Below are 18,948 nucleotides of genomic sequence, written 5' to 3'. Positions count from 1 at the left end.
AGTCCACGGATAAGAACAAGGGGTTACAGCGATGCCAGTTAAGGGCGACGCTCCGGTGCTTCCGGGCGCGCGGGCGGTTGCGCGTCACGTGCGCATCTCGCCAAACAAGGCGCGCCGTGTGATCAACCTCGTCCGCGGTCTGCCCGCGAAGGAGGCTCTCACGGTCCTGCAGTTCGCGCCGCAGGCTGCGAGTGAGCAGGTCTACAAGGTGCTCGCCAGCGCGATCGCCAACGCCGAGAACAACGAGCGGCTCGACCCGGACGCGCTCCTGGTCAGCGAGGCGTTCGTCGACGAGGGTCCGACGCTGAAGCGGTTCCGGCCGCGGGCGCAGGGCCGGGCGTACCGGATCCGCAAGCGCACGTGTCACATCACCGTCGCGGTGGAGGCCGTCCAGGCCACCACGCAGGGCCGCAAGCCTGCCGCGAAGAAGGCCGCGCAGGCGAAGGCCGCTCCGGCCGACGCCAAGCCGGCTGAGTCCCAGAGCACGGAAGGTGCCGAGTAATGGGTCAGAAAGTTCACCCCACCGGGTTCCGGCTCGGCATCTCCACCGACTGGAAGAGCCGCTGGTTCGCGGACAAGCTCTACAAGGACTACATCGGCGAGGACGTCAAGATCCGCCGCATGATGTCCAAGGGCCTCGAGCGCGCCGGCATCTCCAAGGTGGACATCGAGCGCACCCGGGACCGGGTCCGCGTCGACATCCACACCGCCCGGCCGGGCATCGTCATCGGCCGTAAGGGCGCGGAGGCCGACCGCATCCGCGGCGAGCTCGAGAAGCTCACCGGCAAGCAGGTCCAGCTCAACATCCTCGAGGTGAAGAGCCCGGAGTCGGACGCGCAGCTCGTGGCGCAGGGCGTCGCCGAGCAGCTCTCCAGCCGGGTCAGCTTCCGTCGGGCGATGCGCAAGGCCATGCAGTCCGCGATGAAGAACCCGATCTGCAAGGGCATCCGGGTGCAGGTCTCCGGCCGCCTCGGCGGCGCGGAGATGAGCCGCACGGAGTTCTACCGTGAGGGTCGCGTTCCGCTGCACACCCTGCGCGCCAACATCGAGTACGGCTTCTTCGAGGCCCGCACGACGTTCGGCCGCATCGGCGTGAAGGTCTGGATCTACAAGGGCGACGCCGTTCCGGGTCGCGAGGTTGCCCCCGAGGCGCCCGCGCGTCCGCGCCGTGACCGTGGCGACCGTCCCGAGCGTCCGCGCCGCGGCCGCTCCGGCTCGTCCGGCACGACCGCGGGCGGCACCGAGGCGGGACGCGCCGCGCAGGCGCAGGCCGCCGCGCCCGCCGAGTCGACCGACACCGCCGCTGCTCCGGCTGCGGCCGAAACGCAGCAGGAGGGCTGACACATGCTGATGCCGCGTAAGCCCCCGAAGGGCTTCCGCAAGCCGCACCACCCGGACCGCCACGGCGCGTCCAAGGGCGGCAACCGGGTGGTCTTCGGCGAGTTCGGTATCCAGGCCCTGGAGCCGGCGTACGTGACCAACCGGCAGATCGAGTCGGCTCGTATCGCCATGACCCGCCACATCAAGCGTGGCGGCAAGGTGTGGATCTCGATCTTCCCGGACCAGGCTCTGACCAAGAAGCCCGCCGAGACCCGCATGGGTTCCGGTAAGGGCTCGCCGGAGTGGTGGGTGGCGAACGTCAAGCCGGGACGCATCCTGTTCGAGATGTCGTTCCCGAACGAGACGATCGCGCGCGAAGCGATGCGTCGCGCGATCCACAAGCTCCCGATGAAGTGCCGCATCGTGACACGCGAAGTGGGTGAAAGCTAATGGCAGCGGGCGTTAAGGCAGCCGAGCTGCGGGAGCTCTCCGAAGAGGAGCTGGTCTCGCGGCTGCGGGAGGCCAAGGCGGAGCTGTTCAATCTTCGCGTGCAGGGCGCGACCGGTCAGCTCGACAATCACCGTCGGCTGCAGGTGGTCCGCAAGGACATCGCGAAGATCTACACGATCATGCGTGAGCGTGAGCTGGGGCTCTCGGCCGCGCCAACTGAGGTGACAGCATGAGTGAGAACGCAGCTGCTGAGCCGCGGGCTCAGCGCAAGGTGCGCGAGGGCCTCGTGATCAGCGACAAGATGGACAAGACCGTCATCGTCGAGGTCGAGGACCGCGTCAAGCACGCTCTGTACGGCAAGGTTCTGCGCCGCACCCGCAAGCTCCAGGTGCACGACGAGCAGAACGCCTGTGGCGTGGGCGACCGGGTTTCCCTGATGGAGACCCGCCCGCTGTCGCGCACCAAGCGGTGGCGCATCGTGGAGATCCTCGAAAAGGCCAAGTGAGTCCGCTGGGCCGGTGCGAGCCGGCCCAGCGAACCATCGTTCCGCCAAGCTTCGGGAGTCTCTTCCGGAGAACTGGCAGACATAGGAGACAGACGTGATCCAGCAGGAGTCGCGACTGCGCGTCGCCGACAACACGGGTGCGCGGGAGATTCTGTGCATCCGCGTACTGGGCGGTTCCGGCCGCCGCTACGCGAGCATCGGCGACGTCATCGTGGCCACGGTCAAGGACGCCATCCCGGGTGCCGGTGTGAAGAAGGGTGACGTCGTCAAGGCCGTCATCGTCCGCACCGCCAAGGAGAGGCGCCGTCCCGACGGCTCGTACATCCGCTTCGACGAGAACGCCGCCGTCATCATCAAGGACGGTGGCGACCCCCGCGGCACGCGCATCTTCGGCCCGGTCGGCCGCGAGCTGCGCGACAAGCGGTTCATGAAGATCATCAGCCTGGCGCCGGAGGTGCTCTGACCGTGAAGATCAAGAAGGGCGACACGGTCGTCGTCATCGCCGGCAAGGACAAGGGCGCCAAGGGTAAGGTCATCGCGGCCTACCCGCGGCAGGACAAGATCCTGGTCGAGGGCGTCAACCGTATGAAGAAGCACGAAAAGATCCGCACGACGCAGCGCGGTTCCAAGACCGGCGGCATCGTCACGCAGGAAGCCCCGATCCACATCTCGAACGTGCAGATCGTGGACGACCAGGGCAAGCCGACTCGCGTCGGTTACCGCATCGACGACAACGGCCAGAAGGTCCGAATCGCGCGTAGCACCGGTAAGGACCTGTGATGACTGCCGCCACCGAGACCAAGACTCTGCCCCGGCTGAAGCAGAAGTACCGCGGAGAGGTCATCCCCGGGCTTCAGGAGCAGTTCAAGTACGGCAACCCCATGCAGGTTCCCGGCCTGGTGAAGGTCGTCGTGAACATGGGTGTTGGCGAGGCCGCTCGCGACGCCAAGCTGATCGACGGCGCCGTGCGCGACCTGACCACCATCACCGGCCAGAAGCCGCTGGTGCGGCGGGCCACCAAGTCGATCGCGCAGTTCAAGCTGCGCGAGGGCATGCCGATCGGCGCGAAGGTCACCCTGCGCAACGACCGGATGTGGGAGTTCCTGGACCGGCTGCTGTCCATCGCGCTGCCGCGTATCCGTGACTTCCGCGGGCTCGACGGGCGCAAGCTCGACGGGCACGGCAACTACACGTTCGGTCTGACCGAGCAGTCGGTGTTCCACGAGATCGACCAGGACCGGATCGATCGGACCCGGGGCATGGACATCACGGTGGTCACCACCGCCACGACCGACGACGAGGGCCGGCAGCTGCTCAAGCTCCTGGGCTTCCCGTTCAAGGAGAACTGAGCATGGCTAAGAAGGCGCTGATCATCAAGGCGGCCGCGAAGCCGAAGTTCGCCGTTCGGGCGTACACCCGCTGCCAGAAGTGCGGACGGCCGCACTCGGTCTACCGCAAGTTCGGTCTGTGCCGGGTGTGTGTCCGGGACATGGCCCACCGCGGTGAGCTGCCCGGCGTGTCGAAGGCTTCCTGGTAACCCCAAGCTTGTAATACCGCTTCGCCGTAGGCCCGGAGCTCTGGGAACCCCGGCGAGAAAGGTTGACGAATACCCATGACGATGACGGACCCGATCGCAGACATGCTCACGCGTCTGCGTAACGCCAACCAGGCGTACCACGACAAGGTGACCATGCCCTTCTCGAAGATCAAGGCGAACATCGCCGAGGTCCTCAAGGCAGAGGGCTACATCGCCTCCTGGACGGCCGAGGACCCCGCTGAAGGCGAAGTCGGCAAGCGCCTGGTCGTTGAGCTCAAGTACGGCCAGAACCGCGAGCGCAGCCTCGCCGGCATCAAGCGCGTGTCCAAGCCCGGTCTCCGGGTGTACGCCAAGTCCGACGAGCTCCCCCGGGTGCTCGGCGGCCTGGGTGTCGCGATCGTTTCGACGTCCCAGGGGCTGCTGACCGACCGGCAGGCCCGCAAGCGGAGCGTTGGCGGGGAAATCCTCGCCTTCGTTTGGTAACGGAGACTCTGACATGTCGCGAATCGGACGTAAGTCGATCCCGGTCCCGGCCGGCGTCGACGTCACCATCACTGGGCAGACCGTCAAGGTCAAGGGCCCTAAGGGCGAGCTCTCGCACACCGTCGCCGAGCCGATCACGGTCGAGAAGGCGGAGAACGGCGAGCTTCTCGTCAACCGCCCCAACGACGAGCGCAAGGCCAAGGAGCTGCACGGCCTGTCGCGTACCCTCGTCGCCAACATGATCGTCGGCGTCACCGAGGGCTACAAGAAGACGCTGGAGATCAACGGCACCGGTTACCGCGTGACCGCCAAGGGCAAGGACCTCGAGTTCGCCCTGGGCTTCTCGCACCCGGTCAACATCCCCGCGCCGAACGGCATCACCTTCTCGGTGGAGAAGCCGACGCAGTTCACGGTGGCCGGCATCGACAAGCAGCTCGTCGGCGAGGTCGCCGCGAACATCCGGAAGATCCGCCCGCCGGAGCCCTACAAGGGCAAGGGCGTGAAGTACCAGGGCGAGGTCATCCGCCGCAAGGCTGGAAAGGCAGGTAAGAAGTGACCGCCACGCTGCTCAAGCGCCGCAATGGGGGCGGAGTTGCCTCCAAGCGCGCCGTCGGAAAGGCGCGTCGGCACTTCCGAGTCCGCAAGAACGTCCGCGGCACCGCCGAGCGTCCCCGTCTGGTCGTCTCCCGCTCCTCGCGGCACATCACCGCGCAGATCGTGGACGACCTCAAGGGTCACACGCTCGTCTCTGCCTCCACGCTCGACGCCTCCCTGCGGGGCACCGAGGGTGACAAGAGTGCTCTGTCCTCCAAGGTCGGCACTCTCCTCGCCGAGCGCGCGAAGGCCGCGGGCGTGTCCAAGGTCGTCTTCGACCGCGGTGGCAACAAGTACGCGGGGCGTATCGCCGCGCTTGCCGACGCTGCCCGCGAAGCCGGACTCGAGTTCTAGGAAGGAAGACCAATGCCTGGTCAGCAGCGCCGTGGCGGAGGGTCCGGCGGTAACAACGAGGGCGGCCGCCGCGACAACCGCCGTGAGGGCGGTCGCGGTAACGCGCCCGTCGAGAAGACCCCTCACCTGGAGCGGGTCGTAGCGATCAACCGTGTCGCGAAGGTCGTGAAGGGTGGTCGTCGCTTCAGCTTCACCGCCCTCGTGATCGTCGGCGATGGCGACGGCACCGTCGGCATCGGATACGGCAAGGCCAAGGAGGTGCCCGCGGCGATCGCCAAGGGTGTCGAGGAGGCCAAGAAGCACTTCTTCAAGGTGCCGCGGATCGCTGCGACGATCCCGCACCCGATCACCGGCGAAGCCGCCGCGGGTGTCGTGCTCCTCAAGCCGGCCTCCGCCGGTACCGGCGTTATCGCCGGTGGCCCGGTGCGCGCCGTGCTGGAGTGCGCCGGCATTCACGACGTGCTCAGCAAGAGCCTCGGCTCGTCCAACCCGATCAACATCGTGCACGCGACGGTGGCGGCCCTCAAGGGCCTGGAGTCCCCGGAGGCCGTAGCGGCCCGCCGTGGCCTCCCGGTCGAGGACGTCGCGCCCGCGGCCATGCTGGCGGCGCGTGCGGAAGCGGCGGTGCACTGATGGCACGCTTGAAGGTCACCCAGATCCGGTCCGAGATCGGCCGTAAGCAGAACCAGCGGGACTCCCTGCGGTCGCTCGGCCTGAAGCGGATCAACGATGTGGTGGTCAAGGAGGACCGCCCCGAGATTCGGGGCATGATCTTCGCCGTGAACCACCTCGTCAGTGTTGAGGAGGTCGAGTAATGGCGATCAAGGTCCACCACCTGCGCCCGGCGCCCGGTGCCAAGACCGCGAAGACCCGTGTGGGTCGCGGTGAGGGCTCCAAGGGCAAGACCGCCGGTCGGGGCACCAAGGGTACGGGAGCCCGTAAGAACGTCTCGGCTGCGTTCGAGGGTGGGCAGATGCCCCTCCACATGCGCCTGCCGAAGATGAAGGGCTTCAAGAACAAGAACAAGATCGTCTTCCAGGTCGTCAACCTGGACCGGCTCGCCGAGCTGTTCCCGAACGGTGGCGAGATCGGCCCGCTGGAGCTTGCCGACGCCGGCGCGGTCCGCCGTGGCCAGCTGGTGAAGGTGCTCGGCTCCGGCGACCTGAACGGCGTGTCGCTGCAGATTTCTGCGCACGCGTTCAGCGAGTCGGCCAAGGAGAAGATCGCAGCCGCCGGTGGTTCCGCCACCGAGCTGTGAGGCTTGCCGGGGATGCTGGCCCGGGTATCGCACCGATGCCCGGCCGGCATCCCCGTTGTGGCGTCTGACCAGGCAATTCGTCGGGTCCGGCGGCACTGTTCCACCGCTTGCCGCGTAGCTCTTAGTCCCCGGGTGTTGCACAAGCGGCGACCGTGCCTCACGAGAGGCACGTCGGGCTGTTAAAGTCCGTTCCCAGCCAGGTATATCGGTCGTCCGGACCGATGCCTACCCCCATCCGCCGGTTTCAGGCGGCCACCTCGCGCAGGAGGAAGAAGTTGCTCTCCGCCTTTTCCAGTGCGTTCCGGACGCCTGACCTGCGCAAGAAACTGCTGTTCACAGTAGCGATCATCGCGGTCTATCGGCTCGGTGCCACATTGCCCAGCCCGGGCGTGTCATACACCAACGTCCAGAACTGCCTCGACGCCATGAGCAGCAGCAAAGCCGGCGGCGGGGTAATGAACCTGCTGAACCTGTTCTCCGGCGGCGCGCTGCTTCAGTTGGCGGTCTTCGCGCTCGGCATCATGCCGTACATCACGGCGTCGATCATCCTGCAGCTGCTCACCGTGGTGATTCCTCGCCTCGAGCAGCTCCGCAAGGAGGGTCAGTCCGGCCAGGCGAAGATCACCCAGTACACCCGCTACCTGACGCTGGGCCTCGCGGTCCTGCAGTCCGCGGCGTTCGTCGCGCTGGCCCGTTCCGGCCAGCTCTTCGCCGGTGCCTGCCCGCAGGACCAGTCGAACTTCGCGATCATTCCCAAGGACACGGGCATCCCGGACTGGCTGACCCTCACGGTCCTGGTCATCACGATGACCGCCGGCACGGGTGTGGTCATGTGGCTCGGCGAGCTCATCACCGACCGGGGCGTCGGCAACGGCATGTCCGTGCTGATCTTCACCTCGATCGCCGCCCGCCTTCCCAGTGAGGGCTGGTCGATCCGCGAGACCAACGGCTGGGACAAGTTCGCGCTCGTCATCGCCCTCGTGCTGCTGGTCATCGCCGCGGTCGTCTTCATCGAGCAGGCGCAGCGCCGCATCCCGGTGCAGTACGCGAAGCGCATGATCGGCCGGCGCATGTACGGCGGCACCTCGACGTACATCCCGCTGAAGGTCAACCAGGCCGGCGTCGTGCCGGTGATCTTCGCGTCCTCGCTGCTCTACCTGCCGAACCTGTACCTGCGGTTCTTCGACCCGAACACCCTCAAGGGCTACCAGCTGTGGATCCAGGACAACCTGGTCGACCCGACGAGCTGGATCTACATCGGGACCTACTTCCTGATGATCATCTTCTTCACGTACTTCTACGTCTCGATCACGTTCAACCCGACCGAGGTCGCGGAGAACATGAAGAAGTACGGTGGGTTCGTACCGGGCATCCGGCCCGGCAAGCCGACCGCCGACTACCTGGACTTCATCCTCAGCCGGATCACCCTGCCGGGCGCGTTGTACCTGGGTCTGATCTCGGTGCTGCCGAACTTCTTCTTCATCTGGCTCAACCAGGACCAGTACGTGAACTTCCCCTTCGGCGGCACCGCGGTGCTGATCATGGTGGGTGTGGGTCTGGAGACCGTGAAGCAGATCGAGAGCCAGCTCATGCAGCGCAACTACGAAGGGTTCCTCCGGTAGTGGGGGCGCGGAGCCGGGGGGCTCTCGCGTCCATGGTTTGCGAAGCTCGTTCTCACCGAAGCGAGGCGATGTAGGTGCGGCTGGTACTGGTGGGCCCCCCGGGGGCCGGCAAGGGGACCCAGGCTGAGTTCATCGCCGCCCATCTCGCCGTACCGAAGATCTCGACCGGTGACATCTTTCGGGCCAACGTGTCGCAGGGGACCCCGCTGGGGCTCGAGGCGAAGCGTTACATGGATGCCGGCAACCTCGTCCCGGACGAGGTGACCATCAACATGGTCCGCGACCGGCTCGCCGAGCCCGACGCCGGCGACGGCTTCCTGCTGGACGGTTTTCCGAGGACGGTCCCGCAGGCGTCGGCCCTGGACAAGCTGCTGGCCGACCTGGGCACCGCGCTCGACCTGGTGATGGAGCTCGTGGTCGACGACGACGAGGTCATCCGGCGGCTCTCCGGCCGCCGGACCTGCCGCGGCTGCGGCAAGATCTGGCACGTCGAGTTCGACCCGACGAGCAAGGAGAACATCTGCGACCGGTGCGGCTCCGAGCTGTTCCAGCGCGACGATGACCGGGCCGAGACCATCGCCAACCGCCTCGTCGAGTACGCGGACAAGACGGCGCCGCTGGTCGACTTCTACGGCGCTCAGGGCAAGCTGGTCGGCATCGACGCGACCGGGCCGGTGGAAGACGTCACGGTGCGGGCTATCGACGCCCTGAGGTCGTACGGCGGCTGAGAGGGACGATCGACATTCACGAGGGCGCTGCTTCGGCGGCGCCCTCGTTTTCGCGTATTCGTCGCCACGCTAGGCTGACCTTCATGCGCCGTAGTGCCCAGGACATTCAGCTCAAGACCCCGGAGCAGATCGAGCTCATGCGCGATGCCGGCCTGGTCGTCGCCGCCGCGCTCGACGCGATGCGGGCCGCCGTGGCCCCTGGCGTCTCCACCGCCGATCTCGATGCCATCGCGGAGCAGGTCATCCGCGACAGCGGCGCCGTGCCGTCCTTCAAGGGCTACCACGGCTTCCCCGCGTCGATCTGCGCGTCGGTCAACGAGCAGGTCGTGCACGGCATCCCGTCGACCGCCCAGGTGTTGAAGGAGGGCGACTTGCTGTCGCTCGACTGCGGGGCGGTGCTGAACGGCTGGCACGGCGACTCGGCGATCACCGTCGGCGTGGGCGAGACCGACCCGGCCCTGCTGCGCATGGCGGAGGTGGCCGAGGACGCGATGTGGGCCGGCATCGCCGCCGCCGCTCGCGGCGCCGCCAACGGCCGCGGCCGACTGACCGACATCTCGTTCAACGTGGAGAAGACCGTCCGCAAGGCGGGCCGCTACGGCATCGTCGACGGCTATGGCGGCCACGGCATCGGCACCGAGATGCACCAGGACCCGCACGTGCTCAACCACGGCAAGCCCGGCAAGGGCCCCCGCCTGGTGCCGGGCATGGCGCTGGCCATCGAGCCGATGATCACGATGGGCTCGCCGCGTACGCAGGAGCTCTCCGACGGCTGGACGGTGACCACCCGGGACGGCTCGATGGCGGCGCACGTGGAGCACACGATGGCGCTGCTCGAGGACGGCGTGTGGGTGACGACGGCGCGCGATGGCGGCCGTGCCCGGCTCGGCGAGCTCGTGACCAACCGCCAGCCGGCGGCGGAGTCGCTCGCCGAGTAGTGCGCTTGCTCGTTGGCGGAGCAAATGGCCGAACGCGGGACCGCGCGGGATGACGTGCCCTGGCATGCTGGATGGCATGGCTGGGGAAGGCATGCGGGCGGGCGACGCCGATCGTGAGGCCGTCGCGGAACGGTTGCGAACGGCGCTCAACGAGGGCCGCCTGGATCTGCACGAGTACGACGAGCGGCTGCAGGCGGTCTACGCCGCCAAGACCTACGGCGATCTGTTCGGCCTCACCACCGACCTGCCGGGCACCATCCCCGCCCAGCGCGCACAGCTGGTGCCGCAGCCCCCGGAGCCCGAGCCGACCTCCGGACACGTCCATCACGGGCCGCATGGTGAACGACACATCCACCATGGCAAGAGCCACGGCAAGAAGAGCAAGGCCGATGGCGCGCCGTGGGTCTCCTCCTACGGCGGCGTGGTGCTCGTCTGCGTCGTGGTCTGGGCGATGTCGTCGATGGCCTCCGGCCACTGGCAGTATTTCTGGCCGGGCTGGATGCTCATCCCGCTCATCTTCGGCATCATCGGCCGCTCCACGGGCCGCAAGGGCTGAGCAAACCGGCCGAAGCGCTGCGTTTGTCCGTTTTTGAGGAACGTCGACACACCCGACCCCGGGTTACGGCGACCTCGGTTTGGTGTCGATGCTCCCGCGCGCGTACACTGGCTTGCTGGCGCACAGCGTCCACTCCGGCATGTCTACCAAGCGCTTCTGGTGGAGTCGGAGCCGCGGCTGGTTCGAGTCCTACCTGGGCTCGGATGAATGTTGTGAGCCTGCCCCAGAACCCGATGTCAGGTAGCGGAGGACATGCCAAAGAAAGACGGAGCCATCGAGATCGAAGGCCGAGTGATCGAGCCCCTGCCGAACGCCATGTTCCGCGTGGAGCTCGCCAATGGTCACAAGGTGCTCGCGCACATCTCCGGAAAGATGCGGCAGCACTACATCCGCATCCTTCCCGAGGACCGGGTCGTCGTCGAGCTTTCGCCGTACGACCTGACCCGTGGGCGCATCGTCTACCGCTACAAGTAAGGGTCACGGGGATCCACATCCCGTCTGACTGAGAGTTAAGGCAAACCGTGAAGGTCAAGCCGAGCGTCAAGCGGATCTGCAACAACTGCCGGGTCATCCGGCGGCACGGGCGCGTCATGGTCATCTGCAAGACCGACGCGCGTCACAAGCAGCGCCAGGGCTGATTTAGCCCGCCGCACTGCCAGATCCGCACCACTGAAGAAGCTCGTCCCAACCGCGGTGTCATGCACGTCGATGGCGCGCGGTTTCACCCCCGGTCGGAGGCCGGGGCCCGCCCGGGCAGGCGGGGTAGGGATGGGCACAGACCTCCGTGAGACACCTGAGGAGTACGCCCACTTATGGCAAGACTCGTCGGCGTCGATCTTCCCCGCGAGAAGCGGATGGAGATCGCGCTCACCTACATCTTCGGGGTCGGTCGGACCCGCGCCGTTGAGGCGCTCACCGCGACCGGCATTGACCTGAACAAGCGCGCCAAGGACCTCACAGACGAGGAGCTGGTCCAGCTCCGCGACTACATCGAGGCCAACTTTAAAGTTGAGGGCGACCTGCGCCGCGAGGTCGCTGCGGACATCCGCCGCAAGGTTGAGATCGGCTGCTACGCCGGCATCCGCCACCGTCGTGGGCTCCCCGTCCGGGGTCAGCGCACGCGGACCAACGCTCGCACCCGCAAGGGTCCGAAGCGCACGGTTGCCGGTAAGAAGAAGCCCGGTCGGAAGTAATAGGAGCGCACTGACTTATGCCACCGAAGGCACGCGCAGGGGCCGCAGTCAAGAAGGTCCGGCGCAAGGAACGCAAGAACGTCGCCCACGGGCAGGCGCACATCAAGAGCACGTTCAACAACACCATCGTGTCGATCACCGACCCGACCGGTGCTGTCATCTCCTGGGCCTCGTCCGGCCAGGTGGGCTTCAAGGGCTCCCGCAAGTCGACTCCGTTCGCCGCGCAGCTGGCCGCCGAGGCCGCCGCGCGTCGGGCCATGGAGCACGGCATGCGCAAGGTCGACGTGTTCGTCAAGGGCCCCGGTTCCGGCCGGGAGACCGCCATCCGTTCGCTGCAGGCCGCCGGCCTCGAGGTCGGGCAGATCTCCGACGTCACGCCGCAGCCGCACAACGGATGCCGTCCGCCGAAGCGTCGCCGGGTCTAAGGGAGAGATCGAAGCATGGCTCGTTACACAGGGGCGGACTGCAAGCGCTGCCGCCGCGAGAAGATGAAGCTGTTCCTCAAGGGCAGCAAGTGCGACGGGCCGAAGTGCCCGTTCGAGTCGCGTCCCTTCCCGCCCGGTCAGCACGGCCGCGGTCGGACCAAGGAGACCGAGTACCTGCTCCAGCACCGCGAGAAGCAGAAGGCGCGTCGCACCTACGGCGTCCTCGAGAAGCAGTTCCGCGGTTACTACGAGGAGGCTGTCACCAAGCCCGGCAAGACCGGTGAGGTGCTGCTGCAGATCCTCGAGTCCCGTCTGGACAACGTCGTCTACCGGGCCGGCTACGCCGCGTCCCGGGACATGGCCCGGCAGTTGGTCAAGCACGGCCACTTCCTGGTCAACGGCGTGAAGGTCGACATCCCGTCGTACCGGGTGAAGGACCACGACATCGTCCAGGTCCGCGAGAAGTCGAAGGAGATGACTCCCTTCGTCGTCGCGCAGGCCCAGGCCGGTTCGCGTCCGGTTCCGGCATGGCTGGAGCCGATCCCGAGCGACATGAAGATCCTGATCCACACCCTCCCGGCCCGTGCTGTCATCGACACGCAGGTCCAGGAGCAGCTGATCGTCGAGCTCTACTCCAAGTAGCGCTCTGACCGGGCGCCTCCTCGCGGAGGCGCCCGGTGCATCACATCAGGACGGGCATCAAATAGCGGGTGCCCCGACAGAAAGAAGAACAGCGTGCTCATCAGCCAGCGGCCGACCCTCTCGGAGGAGTCGCTCAGCGAGACCCGCTCCCGGTTCACCATCGAGCCCCTGGAGCCGGGCTTCGGCTACACCCTCGGCAACTCGCTGCGGCGGACCCTGCTGTCGTCCATCCCGGGCGCGGCGGTCACCAGCATCAAGATCGACGGCGTCCTGCACGAGTTCACCACGATCCCCGGTGTCAAGGAGGACGTGGTCGAGCTCGTCATGAACGTCAAGGAGCTCACCGTCAGCTCCGAGCACGACGAGCCGGTCAGCATGTACCTGCGCAAGCAGGGCCCGGGCGACGTCACCGCCGGTGACATCCAGCCCCCGGCCGGCGTGTCCGTGCACAACCCCGACCTGAAGCTGGCCACGCTCAACAGCAAGGGCCGGCTCGACATGGAGCTCACCGTCGAGCGGGGCCGTGGCTACGTCACGGCCGCGCAGAACAAGAACGCCGGCGCCGAGATCGGCCGGATCCCGGTCGACTCGATCTACTCGCCGGTCATGAAGGTGACCTACCGCGTCGAGGCGACCCGTGTCGAGCAGCGCACCGACTTCGACCGCCTGATCATCGACGTCGAGTCGAAGGCTTCCATCTCGCCCCGCACCGCGCTGGCGTCGGCCGGCTCGACCCTCGTCGAGCTGTTCGGCCTCTGCCGCGAGCTGGACGAGACCGCCGAGGGCATCGACATCGGCCCGTCCCCGCAGGACGCTCAGCTGGCCGCCGACCTCGCCCTGCCGATTGAGGAGCTGGACCTCACCGTCCGGTCGTACAACTGCCTCAAGCGCGAGGGCATCAACACCGTCGGTGAGCTGATCGGGCGGACGGAGGCCGACCTTCTGGATATAAGGAATTTCGGTCAGAAGTCGATCGACGAGGTCAAGATGAAGCTCGCCGGAATGGGCCTGGGGCTGAAGGACAGCGCGCCGTCCTTCGACCCGGCGCACGTGGTCGACTCGTTCGGCGACGTGGACTACGACACCGACGACTACCGCGAGACCGAGCAGCTCTGATCTCGCTCGGCCTGATTTAGGAGCAACCGGAAATGCCTACGCCCACCAAGGGTCCCCGCCTCGGCGGCAGCCCGGCGCACGAGAAGCTGCTGCTGGCCAACCTGGCCACGGAGCTCTTCCGGCACGGCAAGATCAAGACCACCGAGACCAAGGCGCGACGCCTCCGCCCCCTGGCGGAGCAGCTGATCACCAAGGCCAAGCGCGGTGACCTGCACGCCCGTCGCCGGGTGCTGACCGTCGTCAAGGACAAGGACGTCGTGTACGCCCTGTTCGAGCAGATCGCGCCCCGCTACGGCAACCGGCCGGGTGGCTACACCCGCATCACCAAGACCGGCCCGCGCAAGGGTGACGCCGCTCCCATGGCGGTCATCGAGCTGGTCGAGGAGCTGCAGGTCGCCGCGAACACGGCGCCGGCCAAGAAGGCTGCCCGCAAGGCCGCCGCGCAGCAGGACAAGGTCGAGGCGCTCGCCCGCGAGGACGAGGCTCCCGTCGCCGACCAGGACGCCGAGCCGCCGGTGAGCGCGTCCGGCGACAAGGGCGCCGAGGGCGAAGACACCAAGGCCTGATCAGGCACGTGCGGCCCGGCACCCTTTGTGGGGTGCCGGGCCGTTTCGCTTTTACCGTACGGCTTCCACCTTCCACGATGGCGCGGAACGAAGGACCAGGTTTGACCGTCACGACCCGACTCCGCCTCGACGTCTCCTACGACGGCGGGGACTTCTCGGGGTGGGCCGTCCAGCCCACCCGCCGCACGGTCGCCGGGGTGCTGACCGAGGCGCTGGGCACCCTCGCCGGCACGGACGTCCCCTTGGGCCTGACCGTGGCCGGACGCACCGACGCCGGCGTGCACGCCACCGGCCAGGTGTGCCACATCGACCTGCCGGTGGAAACCTGGGAACGGCTGGCGGACTCACTGCTGCGGCGCCTGGCCGCGCTGATGCCGCCGGACGCCCGGGTCCGGGCCGTGACCCCGGTGCCGTCCACCTTCGACGCCCGCTTCTCGGCGACGTTCCGCCGCTACGAATACCGGGTCGCCGACACGGTCGCGGGACCCGAACCCCTGCGGCGCCACGACACCCTCGGCTGGGTACGCCCCCTCGACCTGAACCGACTCAACGAGGCGGCGGCGGGCCTGGTGGGACTGCACGACTTCGCCGCCTTCTGCAAGCGCAAGGAGCACGCGACCACCGTGCGCGCCATCACCCACCTCGACTGGCGCCGTGAGCCGGACGGGGTCGCGGTCGCGACCGTGCAGGCGGACGCGTTCTGCCAGGCGATGGTGCGCAGCCTGGTCGGCGCCATGCTGACCGTGGGCGACGGGCGGCGCGACCCGGCCTGGCCGGCGAAGCTGCTCACCCTCCGCGAACGGTCGAGCGAGGTGACCGTCGCGGCCGCCCACGGACTGACCCTGGTGGCGGTGGGCTATCCGGATGAGGCTGAGTACGCCCAACGGGCCGACACCACCCGCCGCCTCCGAGCCTGACGTCACCCTCCCGGGCCGAAACCGGGCCGTCCGCCGTCGCGCGTGACCGTTACCCCTCCCGGGCCGGTGCCGGGCTTTTCGCCGCCCTGCGTGAACGGTGGTCTCTCGGGCCGATTCCGGCCGGGTGCCGGGCTTTCGCCGCCGCGCGTGATCGGTGGCCGTTAGGGGTCGATGCGGCGGGTGCTGGTGATCTGGTCGGTCAGGTAACCCTGGACGAGGTCCTCGGTGATGCGGGCCGCGTGCGGGTCGTCGTCCGTGACGAGGCCGCCGTCCGGGCGGGCGATGACGCAATAGACCAGGTAGTGGCCGACAGGATGCCAGCCGACCTGCACCGGTGAGGTGCCCGCCACCCCACCGCTCGCCGCGCCCAACGCCACGAAGCTGCCTCGGCCCGACTCCACCAGGGCCTCGGTGTCGTCGCTGACCACGGCCGCCGCCGCGGCGTCGGGCAGGTTGAGGACGCCGGCTGTGACCCGGTAGTCGCCGTAGGGCGCCACCAAGGCCGCCCGGACGACCTGGCTGCATCCGTTCTCGCGGAGCACGACGCCGAGCTCGCCGGTCGTACCCAACGCGCAATCGGTGTCGACGTGGGTCAGCGACACCCGGTATGGCGTGGTGCCGAACCCCGGCTGGATCTCCGGCCCGGGAAAGATCTCCAGCCGGGTCAGAGGCGCGGCGTCGACGGCCCGCGAGCCGATCGTGTCGGCCGCGGCCGAGGACCCACCGGCGGGACCCCGGCGCTCCTCGGCGATCACGAAGAAGGCGGTCAGGACCACGATCGACGTGACGATCAGCGCGCCGAGTCCACTGAGCAGCAGTTGCAGGGCCTGTTGGGGCTGGGCGGGCAATCGCCGCGCGGTCGGCGCGGGCTGCCAGCCGTAGAGGCCCGACCCGGCATCGGCGCCGCGGATGTCCGCGGGTGTCCAGAGGCGCTGGGTGGTCTCGGCCCGGCGCGGACGCCGCCGGCGCGGGTCGGCGAGGATGCCGAGTGAGCGGACGGGTGGGCTCGCGGCGAGGACACCGCGGGCGGTGACCAGGAGCCAGTCCGTCAGCGGGGCGGGCAGCGAAACCGGGCGGCGGGGGGACGCGTGTCGGTGCGGCGTCCGCATTCGCGGTTCCGGGATGGCGGTGTGTGACCGGCGGTGCTGAGCCGGCGCCGAGCGTGTGGCTGGTCCGCTCCCGGGGTCCGCGTGGTGGGTGGGGTGGGCCGAGCGTGTGGCTGGTCCGCTCCCGGGGTCCGCGTGGTGGGCGGCGCGTGTCGCTGGTCCGCTTCCCGGATTCGCGTGGTGGGCGGAGCGGGGGCGGGGGACGCGAATCATGGCTGTCACGCTAGAGCGCACCGTGATCGATGAACGCACAGATTGTGCGGCACCCCGGTGCGCCGCAGCTCGTTGCCCGGCGGGACACTGGCGGGGTGAGCGCCGACCATTACTTCACTGCCGAGCCGGCCGTGCCCGACACGAGGGGGCGGATCGGGTTCTCCGTCGCCGGACGGTCCTACGACCTGGCGGTCGCGCGCGGGGTCTTCTCCGCGGGGCGGCTCGACCCTGGCACCGCCGTGCTGTTGCGCAAGGCCGAGCTGCCGACGGCGGCCGTCGGGGGCACCCTTCTCGACCTCGGCTGCGGGTACGGCCCGATCGCCTGCGTCCTGGCCAGCGAGGCGCCCTCCGCGACCGTGTACGCGATCGACGTCAACGCCCGGGCCCGGGAGTTGACCGCGGAGAACGCCGCGGCGCTGAGCCTGGGGGAGAGGGTGCGGGTGTGCGCCCCCGAGGACGTGCCGGCCGTGACGTTCGACCAGATCTGGAGCAACCCGCCCACCCACGTCGGCAAGGCCGAGTTGCACGCGATGATGGACCGCTGGCTCGACCGGCTCGCGCCGGACGGGGTGGCCTGGCTGGTGATCAACCGCAACCTCGGCGGCGATTCGCTGCATACCTGGCTGACCGGCCGGGGCTGGGACGTGGTGCGCACGGCGAGCCAGCGCGGCTTCCGCGTGCTCAAGGTCTCTCGGAGCGCCGAAAAAACCGACTGACCAGCGCCGCGTCGTCGGGAAGGATGGCGGCGTGGGTTACGTGGATGTCTCCGGGGTCGGGTTCGTGCTGCCGGACGGGCGGGAGCTCTTCGCCGACGTCTCCTTCCGGGTCGGCGAGGGTGCGAAGGTGGCGCTCGTCGGGCCGAACGGCGCCGGCAAGACCACACTGCTGCGGATGGTCGCCGGAGACCTCGCCGTCCCGATCGGCACGGTCGCGCGGGCCGGTGGGCTCGGCGTCATGCGCCAGTTCATCGGGATGATCGGCGACGACCGTACCCTCGAGGATCTGGCTCTTTCCCTGGTCGCGCCCCCGCTGCGGGAGGCGGGCGCCGCGCTGGCCGCCGCCGAGGCCGCGCTGGAGGCGTCGCCGGACTCCGAGAAGGCGCAGCTCCGGTTCGCCAACATGTTGACCGGTTGGGGCGAGGCGGGCGGCTACGACGCCGCGGTGCTCTTCGATACGGTCGCCGTCGCGATTCTCGGCAAGCCCTGGGACGAGGTGCGGGCCCGCCCGGTGCGCACGCTCTCCGGCGGGCAGCAGAAACGCTTCGCCCTCGACCTGCTGCTGCGCGGCGGCGACGAGGTGCTGCTGCTCGACGAGCCGGACAACTTCCTCGACGTGCCCGGCAAGCGGTGGCTCGAGGCCAGGCTGCGGGAGTCGTCGAAGTCGGTGCTCTACGTCTCGCACGACCGGGAGCTGCTGGCGCAGACCGCGACCAGGGTGGTGGCGGTCGAGGGCGGCAGCGCCTGGACCCATCCCGGCGGCTTCGCCTCGTGGCACGACGCCCGCGCCAACCGGCACGACCGCATGCTGGAGCTGCGGCGGCGCTGGGACGAGGAACACGAGAAGCTGCGCGAGCTGGTGTTCACCCTGAAGAACAAGGCGGCGTTCAACGACGGGCTGGCGTCGCGTTACCAGGCCGCCCAGACCCGGCTGCGCAAGTTCGAGGAGGCGGGGCCGCCGCCGCTGCCGCCCAAGGAACAGTCGCTGCGGATGAACCTGCGCGGCGGGCGTACGGGAAAAAGGGCCGTGGTCTGCACGGACCTGGAGTTGGAGAATCTCACCTTCCCCTTCGACCTAGAGATCTGGTACGGCGACCGGGTGGCGGTGCTGGGCGCCAACGGCACCGGCAAGTCCCACTTCCTGCGGCTGCTCGCGGCGGGCGGCACGGCCCCCGAGCCCGACAACAAACCGGTCGACGGTGCACCCCTCGCGCACGTCGCGCACGGCGGCACGGCACGGCTCGGCGCCCGGGTCCGACCGGGTCACTTCTCGCAGACGCACGACCGTCCGGAACTGCTCGACCGCACCCTCGTCGAGATCCTCTGGCGGGGCGACGACCACCGGTCCGGAATGGACCGTGCGGGCGCGATGAAGGCGCTCAACCGATACGAACTCTCGGCCCAGGGCGACCAGCGGTTCGGCACGCTCTCGGGCGGGCAGCAGGCCCGCTTCCTGGTCCTGCTGCTCGAACTCTCGGGCGCCACCGTCCTGCTGCTCGACGAGCCGACGGACAACCTGGACCTCGCGTCGGCGGAGGCGCTCGAGGAGGGACTGCGGGCGTTCGAGGGGACGGTGATCGCGGTCACCCACGACCGCTGGTTCACCCGGGGCTTCGACCGATTCGTGCTCTTCCAGGGTGATGGCGAGGTCGTGGAGACGCCCGAGCCGGTCTGGGACGTGCGCTGACGAGCTTTACTCGGGCGGTGCC

Annotated in this window: 30 protein-coding genes; 29 read left to right on the top strand and 1 reads right to left on the bottom strand. The window is 68.6% G+C overall.

All coding sequences use genetic code 11. From position 1 onward, the window contains the following. The first annotated feature begins 31 nt into the window (after positions 1 to 31). The 27 genes from rplV to truA all read left to right on the top strand — a co-directional run bounded on the left by rplV (position 32) and on the right by truA (position 15,204). Positions 32 to 502 carry a 50S ribosomal protein L22 gene (gene rplV / locus AB0M36_RS31070; protein ID WP_364164713.1) on the top strand — a complete coding sequence of 157 codons (471 nt, stop codon included), beginning with the start codon at positions 32 to 34 and terminating at the stop codon, positions 500 to 502. Continuing rightward, complete coding sequence (gene rpsC, locus AB0M36_RS31065) at positions 502 to 1,341, top strand: 30S ribosomal protein S3 (RefSeq protein WP_364164710.1); 840 nt, start codon at positions 502 to 504, stop codon at positions 1,339 to 1,341. Before rplV ends, rpsC begins: the two co-directional genes overlap by 1 nt. Positions 1,342 to 1,344: 3 nt before the next feature. Then, positions 1,345 to 1,770: a 50S ribosomal protein L16 gene (gene rplP, locus AB0M36_RS31060; protein ID WP_015618999.1), complete on the top strand. Its 426-nt coding sequence runs from the start codon at positions 1,345 to 1,347 to the stop codon at positions 1,768 to 1,770. Further along, positions 1,770 to 2,003: a 50S ribosomal protein L29 gene (rpmC, locus tag AB0M36_RS31055; protein WP_364164707.1), complete on the top strand. Its 234-nt coding sequence runs from the start codon at positions 1,770 to 1,772 to the stop codon at positions 2,001 to 2,003. Before rplP ends, rpmC begins: the two co-directional genes overlap by 1 nt. Further along, positions 2,000 to 2,275 carry a 30S ribosomal protein S17 gene (gene rpsQ / locus AB0M36_RS31050; protein ID WP_364164704.1) on the top strand — a complete coding sequence of 92 codons (276 nt, stop codon included), beginning with the start codon at positions 2,000 to 2,002 and terminating at the stop codon, positions 2,273 to 2,275. Before rpmC ends, rpsQ begins: the two co-directional genes overlap by 4 nt. 94 nt (positions 2,276 to 2,369) lie before the next feature. After that, entirely contained in the window at positions 2,370 to 2,738 is a 369-nt protein-coding gene (rplN, locus tag AB0M36_RS31045) for a 50S ribosomal protein L14 (RefSeq protein WP_023358185.1), read from the top strand. Next, positions 2,735 to 3,055 carry a 50S ribosomal protein L24 gene (gene rplX, locus AB0M36_RS31040; RefSeq protein ID WP_364164946.1) on the top strand — a complete coding sequence of 107 codons (321 nt, stop codon included), beginning with the start codon at positions 2,735 to 2,737 and terminating at the stop codon, positions 3,053 to 3,055. Before rplN ends, rplX begins: the two co-directional genes overlap by 4 nt. Further along, on the top strand, positions 3,055 to 3,624 hold the full coding sequence (gene rplE, locus AB0M36_RS31035; protein WP_364164701.1) for a 50S ribosomal protein L5: 570 nt from the start codon (positions 3,055 to 3,057) through the stop codon (positions 3,622 to 3,624). Before rplX ends, rplE begins: the two co-directional genes overlap by 1 nt. 2 nt (positions 3,625 to 3,626) lie before the next feature. Then, complete coding sequence (locus tag AB0M36_RS31030; protein ID WP_014440734.1) at positions 3,627 to 3,812, top strand: type Z 30S ribosomal protein S14; 186 nt, start codon at positions 3,627 to 3,629, stop codon at positions 3,810 to 3,812. A 75-nt stretch (positions 3,813 to 3,887) separates the two neighbouring features. Beyond that, positions 3,888 to 4,295 carry a 30S ribosomal protein S8 gene (rpsH, locus tag AB0M36_RS31025; RefSeq protein WP_184997654.1) on the top strand — a complete coding sequence of 136 codons (408 nt, stop codon included), beginning with the start codon at positions 3,888 to 3,890 and terminating at the stop codon, positions 4,293 to 4,295. Positions 4,296 to 4,308: 13 nt separating this feature from the next. Further along, on the top strand, positions 4,309 to 4,851 hold the full coding sequence (rplF, locus tag AB0M36_RS31020; RefSeq protein ID WP_364164698.1) for a 50S ribosomal protein L6: 543 nt from the start codon (positions 4,309 to 4,311) through the stop codon (positions 4,849 to 4,851). A gap of 8 nt (positions 4,852 to 4,859) precedes the next feature. Next, positions 4,860 to 5,243, top strand: coding sequence for a 50S ribosomal protein L18 (gene rplR / locus AB0M36_RS31015; RefSeq protein ID WP_364164943.1), 384 nt, complete (start codon positions 4,860 to 4,862; stop codon positions 5,241 to 5,243). Between the two features lie 12 nt (positions 5,244 to 5,255). Next, the gene (gene rpsE, locus AB0M36_RS31010) at positions 5,256 to 5,876 is read left to right on the top strand and encodes a 30S ribosomal protein S5 (RefSeq protein WP_364164695.1); all 621 of its coding nucleotides are present in this window, start codon (positions 5,256 to 5,258) and stop codon (positions 5,874 to 5,876) included. Continuing rightward, complete coding sequence (gene rpmD, locus AB0M36_RS31005; protein WP_026206137.1) at positions 5,876 to 6,058, top strand: 50S ribosomal protein L30; 183 nt, start codon at positions 5,876 to 5,878, stop codon at positions 6,056 to 6,058. Before rpsE ends, rpmD begins: the two co-directional genes overlap by 1 nt. Next, a complete protein-coding gene (rplO, locus tag AB0M36_RS31000) occupies positions 6,058 to 6,501 on the top strand; it encodes a 50S ribosomal protein L15 (protein WP_364164692.1) in 444 nt (147 codons plus the stop codon). The genes rpmD and rplO overlap by 1 nt, the downstream gene beginning before the upstream one ends. 275 nt (positions 6,502 to 6,776) lie before the next feature. Continuing rightward, entirely contained in the window at positions 6,777 to 8,123 is a 1,347-nt protein-coding gene (gene secY, locus AB0M36_RS30995; protein ID WP_364164689.1) for a preprotein translocase subunit SecY, read from the top strand. 74 nt (positions 8,124 to 8,197) lie between these two features. Beyond that, positions 8,198 to 8,851 (top strand): adenylate kinase, encoded by a 654-nt coding sequence (locus tag AB0M36_RS30990; protein ID WP_071803336.1) that lies wholly within the window; start codon positions 8,198 to 8,200, stop codon positions 8,849 to 8,851. A gap of 83 nt (positions 8,852 to 8,934) precedes the next feature. Beyond that, on the top strand, positions 8,935 to 9,789 hold the full coding sequence (map, locus tag AB0M36_RS30985; RefSeq protein WP_364164686.1) for a type I methionyl aminopeptidase: 855 nt from the start codon (positions 8,935 to 8,937) through the stop codon (positions 9,787 to 9,789). A gap of 76 nt (positions 9,790 to 9,865) precedes the next feature. Next, complete coding sequence (locus tag AB0M36_RS30980; RefSeq protein ID WP_364164683.1) at positions 9,866 to 10,345, top strand: DUF1707 domain-containing protein; 480 nt, start codon at positions 9,866 to 9,868, stop codon at positions 10,343 to 10,345. A gap of 252 nt (positions 10,346 to 10,597) precedes the next feature. Then, positions 10,598 to 10,819, top strand: coding sequence for a translation initiation factor IF-1 (infA, locus tag AB0M36_RS30975; RefSeq protein WP_007073013.1), 222 nt, complete (start codon positions 10,598 to 10,600; stop codon positions 10,817 to 10,819). Between the two features lie 47 nt (positions 10,820 to 10,866). Next, positions 10,867 to 10,983 (top strand): 50S ribosomal protein L36, encoded by a 117-nt coding sequence (gene rpmJ, locus AB0M36_RS30970; protein WP_015619018.1) that lies wholly within the window; start codon positions 10,867 to 10,869, stop codon positions 10,981 to 10,983. Positions 10,984 to 11,157: 174 nt separating this feature from the next. Beyond that, positions 11,158 to 11,538 carry a 30S ribosomal protein S13 gene (gene rpsM / locus AB0M36_RS30965; RefSeq protein ID WP_071803339.1) on the top strand — a complete coding sequence of 127 codons (381 nt, stop codon included), beginning with the start codon at positions 11,158 to 11,160 and terminating at the stop codon, positions 11,536 to 11,538. 17 nt (positions 11,539 to 11,555) lie between these two features. Next, positions 11,556 to 11,963 carry a 30S ribosomal protein S11 gene (rpsK, locus tag AB0M36_RS30960; RefSeq protein WP_014440747.1) on the top strand — a complete coding sequence of 136 codons (408 nt, stop codon included), beginning with the start codon at positions 11,556 to 11,558 and terminating at the stop codon, positions 11,961 to 11,963. A 15-nt stretch (positions 11,964 to 11,978) separates the two neighbouring features. Continuing rightward, the gene (gene rpsD / locus AB0M36_RS30955) at positions 11,979 to 12,605 is read left to right on the top strand and encodes a 30S ribosomal protein S4 (protein ID WP_364164679.1); all 627 of its coding nucleotides are present in this window, start codon (positions 11,979 to 11,981) and stop codon (positions 12,603 to 12,605) included. 93 nt (positions 12,606 to 12,698) lie between these two features. Then, on the top strand, positions 12,699 to 13,721 hold the full coding sequence (locus AB0M36_RS30950) for a DNA-directed RNA polymerase subunit alpha (RefSeq protein WP_364164676.1): 1,023 nt from the start codon (positions 12,699 to 12,701) through the stop codon (positions 13,719 to 13,721). Between the two features lie 32 nt (positions 13,722 to 13,753). Continuing rightward, a complete protein-coding gene (gene rplQ, locus AB0M36_RS30945; RefSeq protein WP_364164673.1) occupies positions 13,754 to 14,287 on the top strand; it encodes a 50S ribosomal protein L17 in 534 nt (177 codons plus the stop codon). Between the two features lie 101 nt (positions 14,288 to 14,388). Further along, positions 14,389 to 15,204: a tRNA pseudouridine(38-40) synthase TruA gene (gene truA, locus AB0M36_RS30940; protein WP_364164670.1), complete on the top strand. Its 816-nt coding sequence runs from the start codon at positions 14,389 to 14,391 to the stop codon at positions 15,202 to 15,204. A gap of 161 nt (positions 15,205 to 15,365) precedes the next feature. Here truA and AB0M36_RS30935 read toward each other — a convergent pair whose 3' ends face one another. Continuing rightward, positions 15,366 to 16,313, bottom strand: coding sequence for a hypothetical protein (locus AB0M36_RS30935; RefSeq protein WP_364164667.1), 948 nt, complete (start codon positions 16,311 to 16,313; stop codon positions 15,366 to 15,368). A 305-nt stretch (positions 16,314 to 16,618) separates the two neighbouring features. On the opposite strand from AB0M36_RS30935, the gene AB0M36_RS30930 reads away from it, so the two are divergent. Continuing rightward, entirely contained in the window at positions 16,619 to 17,239 is a 621-nt protein-coding gene (locus AB0M36_RS30930; RefSeq protein WP_364164664.1) for a methyltransferase, read from the top strand. A gap of 31 nt (positions 17,240 to 17,270) precedes the next feature. Next, on the top strand, positions 17,271 to 18,926 hold the full coding sequence (locus AB0M36_RS30925; protein ID WP_364164661.1) for an ATP-binding cassette domain-containing protein: 1,656 nt from the start codon (positions 17,271 to 17,273) through the stop codon (positions 18,924 to 18,926). Positions 18,927 to 18,948: the final 22 nt, after the last annotated feature.

Source organism: Actinoplanes sp. NPDC051346, from assembly GCF_040682215.1.
Classification (GTDB): domain Bacteria; phylum Actinomycetota; class Actinomycetes; order Mycobacteriales; family Micromonosporaceae; genus Actinoplanes.
This window is presented reverse-complemented; position numbering and strand designations above follow the sequence as displayed.

Excerpts from the sequence above, each read along its gene's own strand:
- rplV (WP_364164713.1), top strand. The coding sequence starts at position 32 with ATGCCAGTTAAGGGCGACGCTCCGGTGCTTCCGGGCGCGCGGGCGGTT.
- rpsC (WP_364164710.1), top strand. The coding sequence starts at position 502 with ATGGGTCAGAAAGTTCACCCCACCGGGTTCCGGCTCGGCATCTCCACC.
- rplP (WP_015618999.1), top strand. The coding sequence starts at position 1,345 with ATGCTGATGCCGCGTAAGCCCCCGAAGGGCTTCCGCAAGCCGCACCAC.
- rpmC (WP_364164707.1), top strand. The coding sequence starts at position 1,770 with ATGGCAGCGGGCGTTAAGGCAGCCGAGCTGCGGGAGCTCTCCGAAGAG.
- rpsQ (WP_364164704.1), top strand. The coding sequence starts at position 2,000 with ATGAGTGAGAACGCAGCTGCTGAGCCGCGGGCTCAGCGCAAGGTGCGC.
- rplE (WP_364164701.1), top strand. The coding sequence starts at position 3,055 with ATGACTGCCGCCACCGAGACCAAGACTCTGCCCCGGCTGAAGCAGAAG.
- AB0M36_RS31030 (WP_014440734.1), top strand. The coding sequence starts at position 3,627 with ATGGCTAAGAAGGCGCTGATCATCAAGGCGGCCGCGAAGCCGAAGTTC.
- rpsH (WP_184997654.1), top strand. The coding sequence starts at position 3,888 with ATGACGATGACGGACCCGATCGCAGACATGCTCACGCGTCTGCGTAAC.
- rplF (WP_364164698.1), top strand. The coding sequence starts at position 4,309 with ATGTCGCGAATCGGACGTAAGTCGATCCCGGTCCCGGCCGGCGTCGAC.
- rpsE (WP_364164695.1), top strand. The coding sequence starts at position 5,256 with ATGCCTGGTCAGCAGCGCCGTGGCGGAGGGTCCGGCGGTAACAACGAG.
- rpmD (WP_026206137.1), top strand. The coding sequence starts at position 5,876 with ATGGCACGCTTGAAGGTCACCCAGATCCGGTCCGAGATCGGCCGTAAG.
- rplO (WP_364164692.1), top strand. The coding sequence starts at position 6,058 with ATGGCGATCAAGGTCCACCACCTGCGCCCGGCGCCCGGTGCCAAGACC.
- map (WP_364164686.1), top strand. The coding sequence starts at position 8,935 with ATGCGCCGTAGTGCCCAGGACATTCAGCTCAAGACCCCGGAGCAGATC.
- AB0M36_RS30980 (WP_364164683.1), top strand. The coding sequence starts at position 9,866 with ATGGCTGGGGAAGGCATGCGGGCGGGCGACGCCGATCGTGAGGCCGTC.
- infA (WP_007073013.1), top strand. The coding sequence starts at position 10,598 with ATGCCAAAGAAAGACGGAGCCATCGAGATCGAAGGCCGAGTGATCGAG.
- rpsM (WP_071803339.1), top strand. The coding sequence starts at position 11,158 with ATGGCAAGACTCGTCGGCGTCGATCTTCCCCGCGAGAAGCGGATGGAG.
- rpsK (WP_014440747.1), top strand. The coding sequence starts at position 11,556 with ATGCCACCGAAGGCACGCGCAGGGGCCGCAGTCAAGAAGGTCCGGCGC.
- rpsD (WP_364164679.1), top strand. The coding sequence starts at position 11,979 with ATGGCTCGTTACACAGGGGCGGACTGCAAGCGCTGCCGCCGCGAGAAG.
- rplQ (WP_364164673.1), top strand. The coding sequence starts at position 13,754 with ATGCCTACGCCCACCAAGGGTCCCCGCCTCGGCGGCAGCCCGGCGCAC.
- AB0M36_RS30935 (WP_364164667.1), bottom strand. The coding sequence starts at position 16,313 with ATGCGGACGCCGCACCGACACGCGTCCCCCCGCCGCCCGGTTTCGCTG.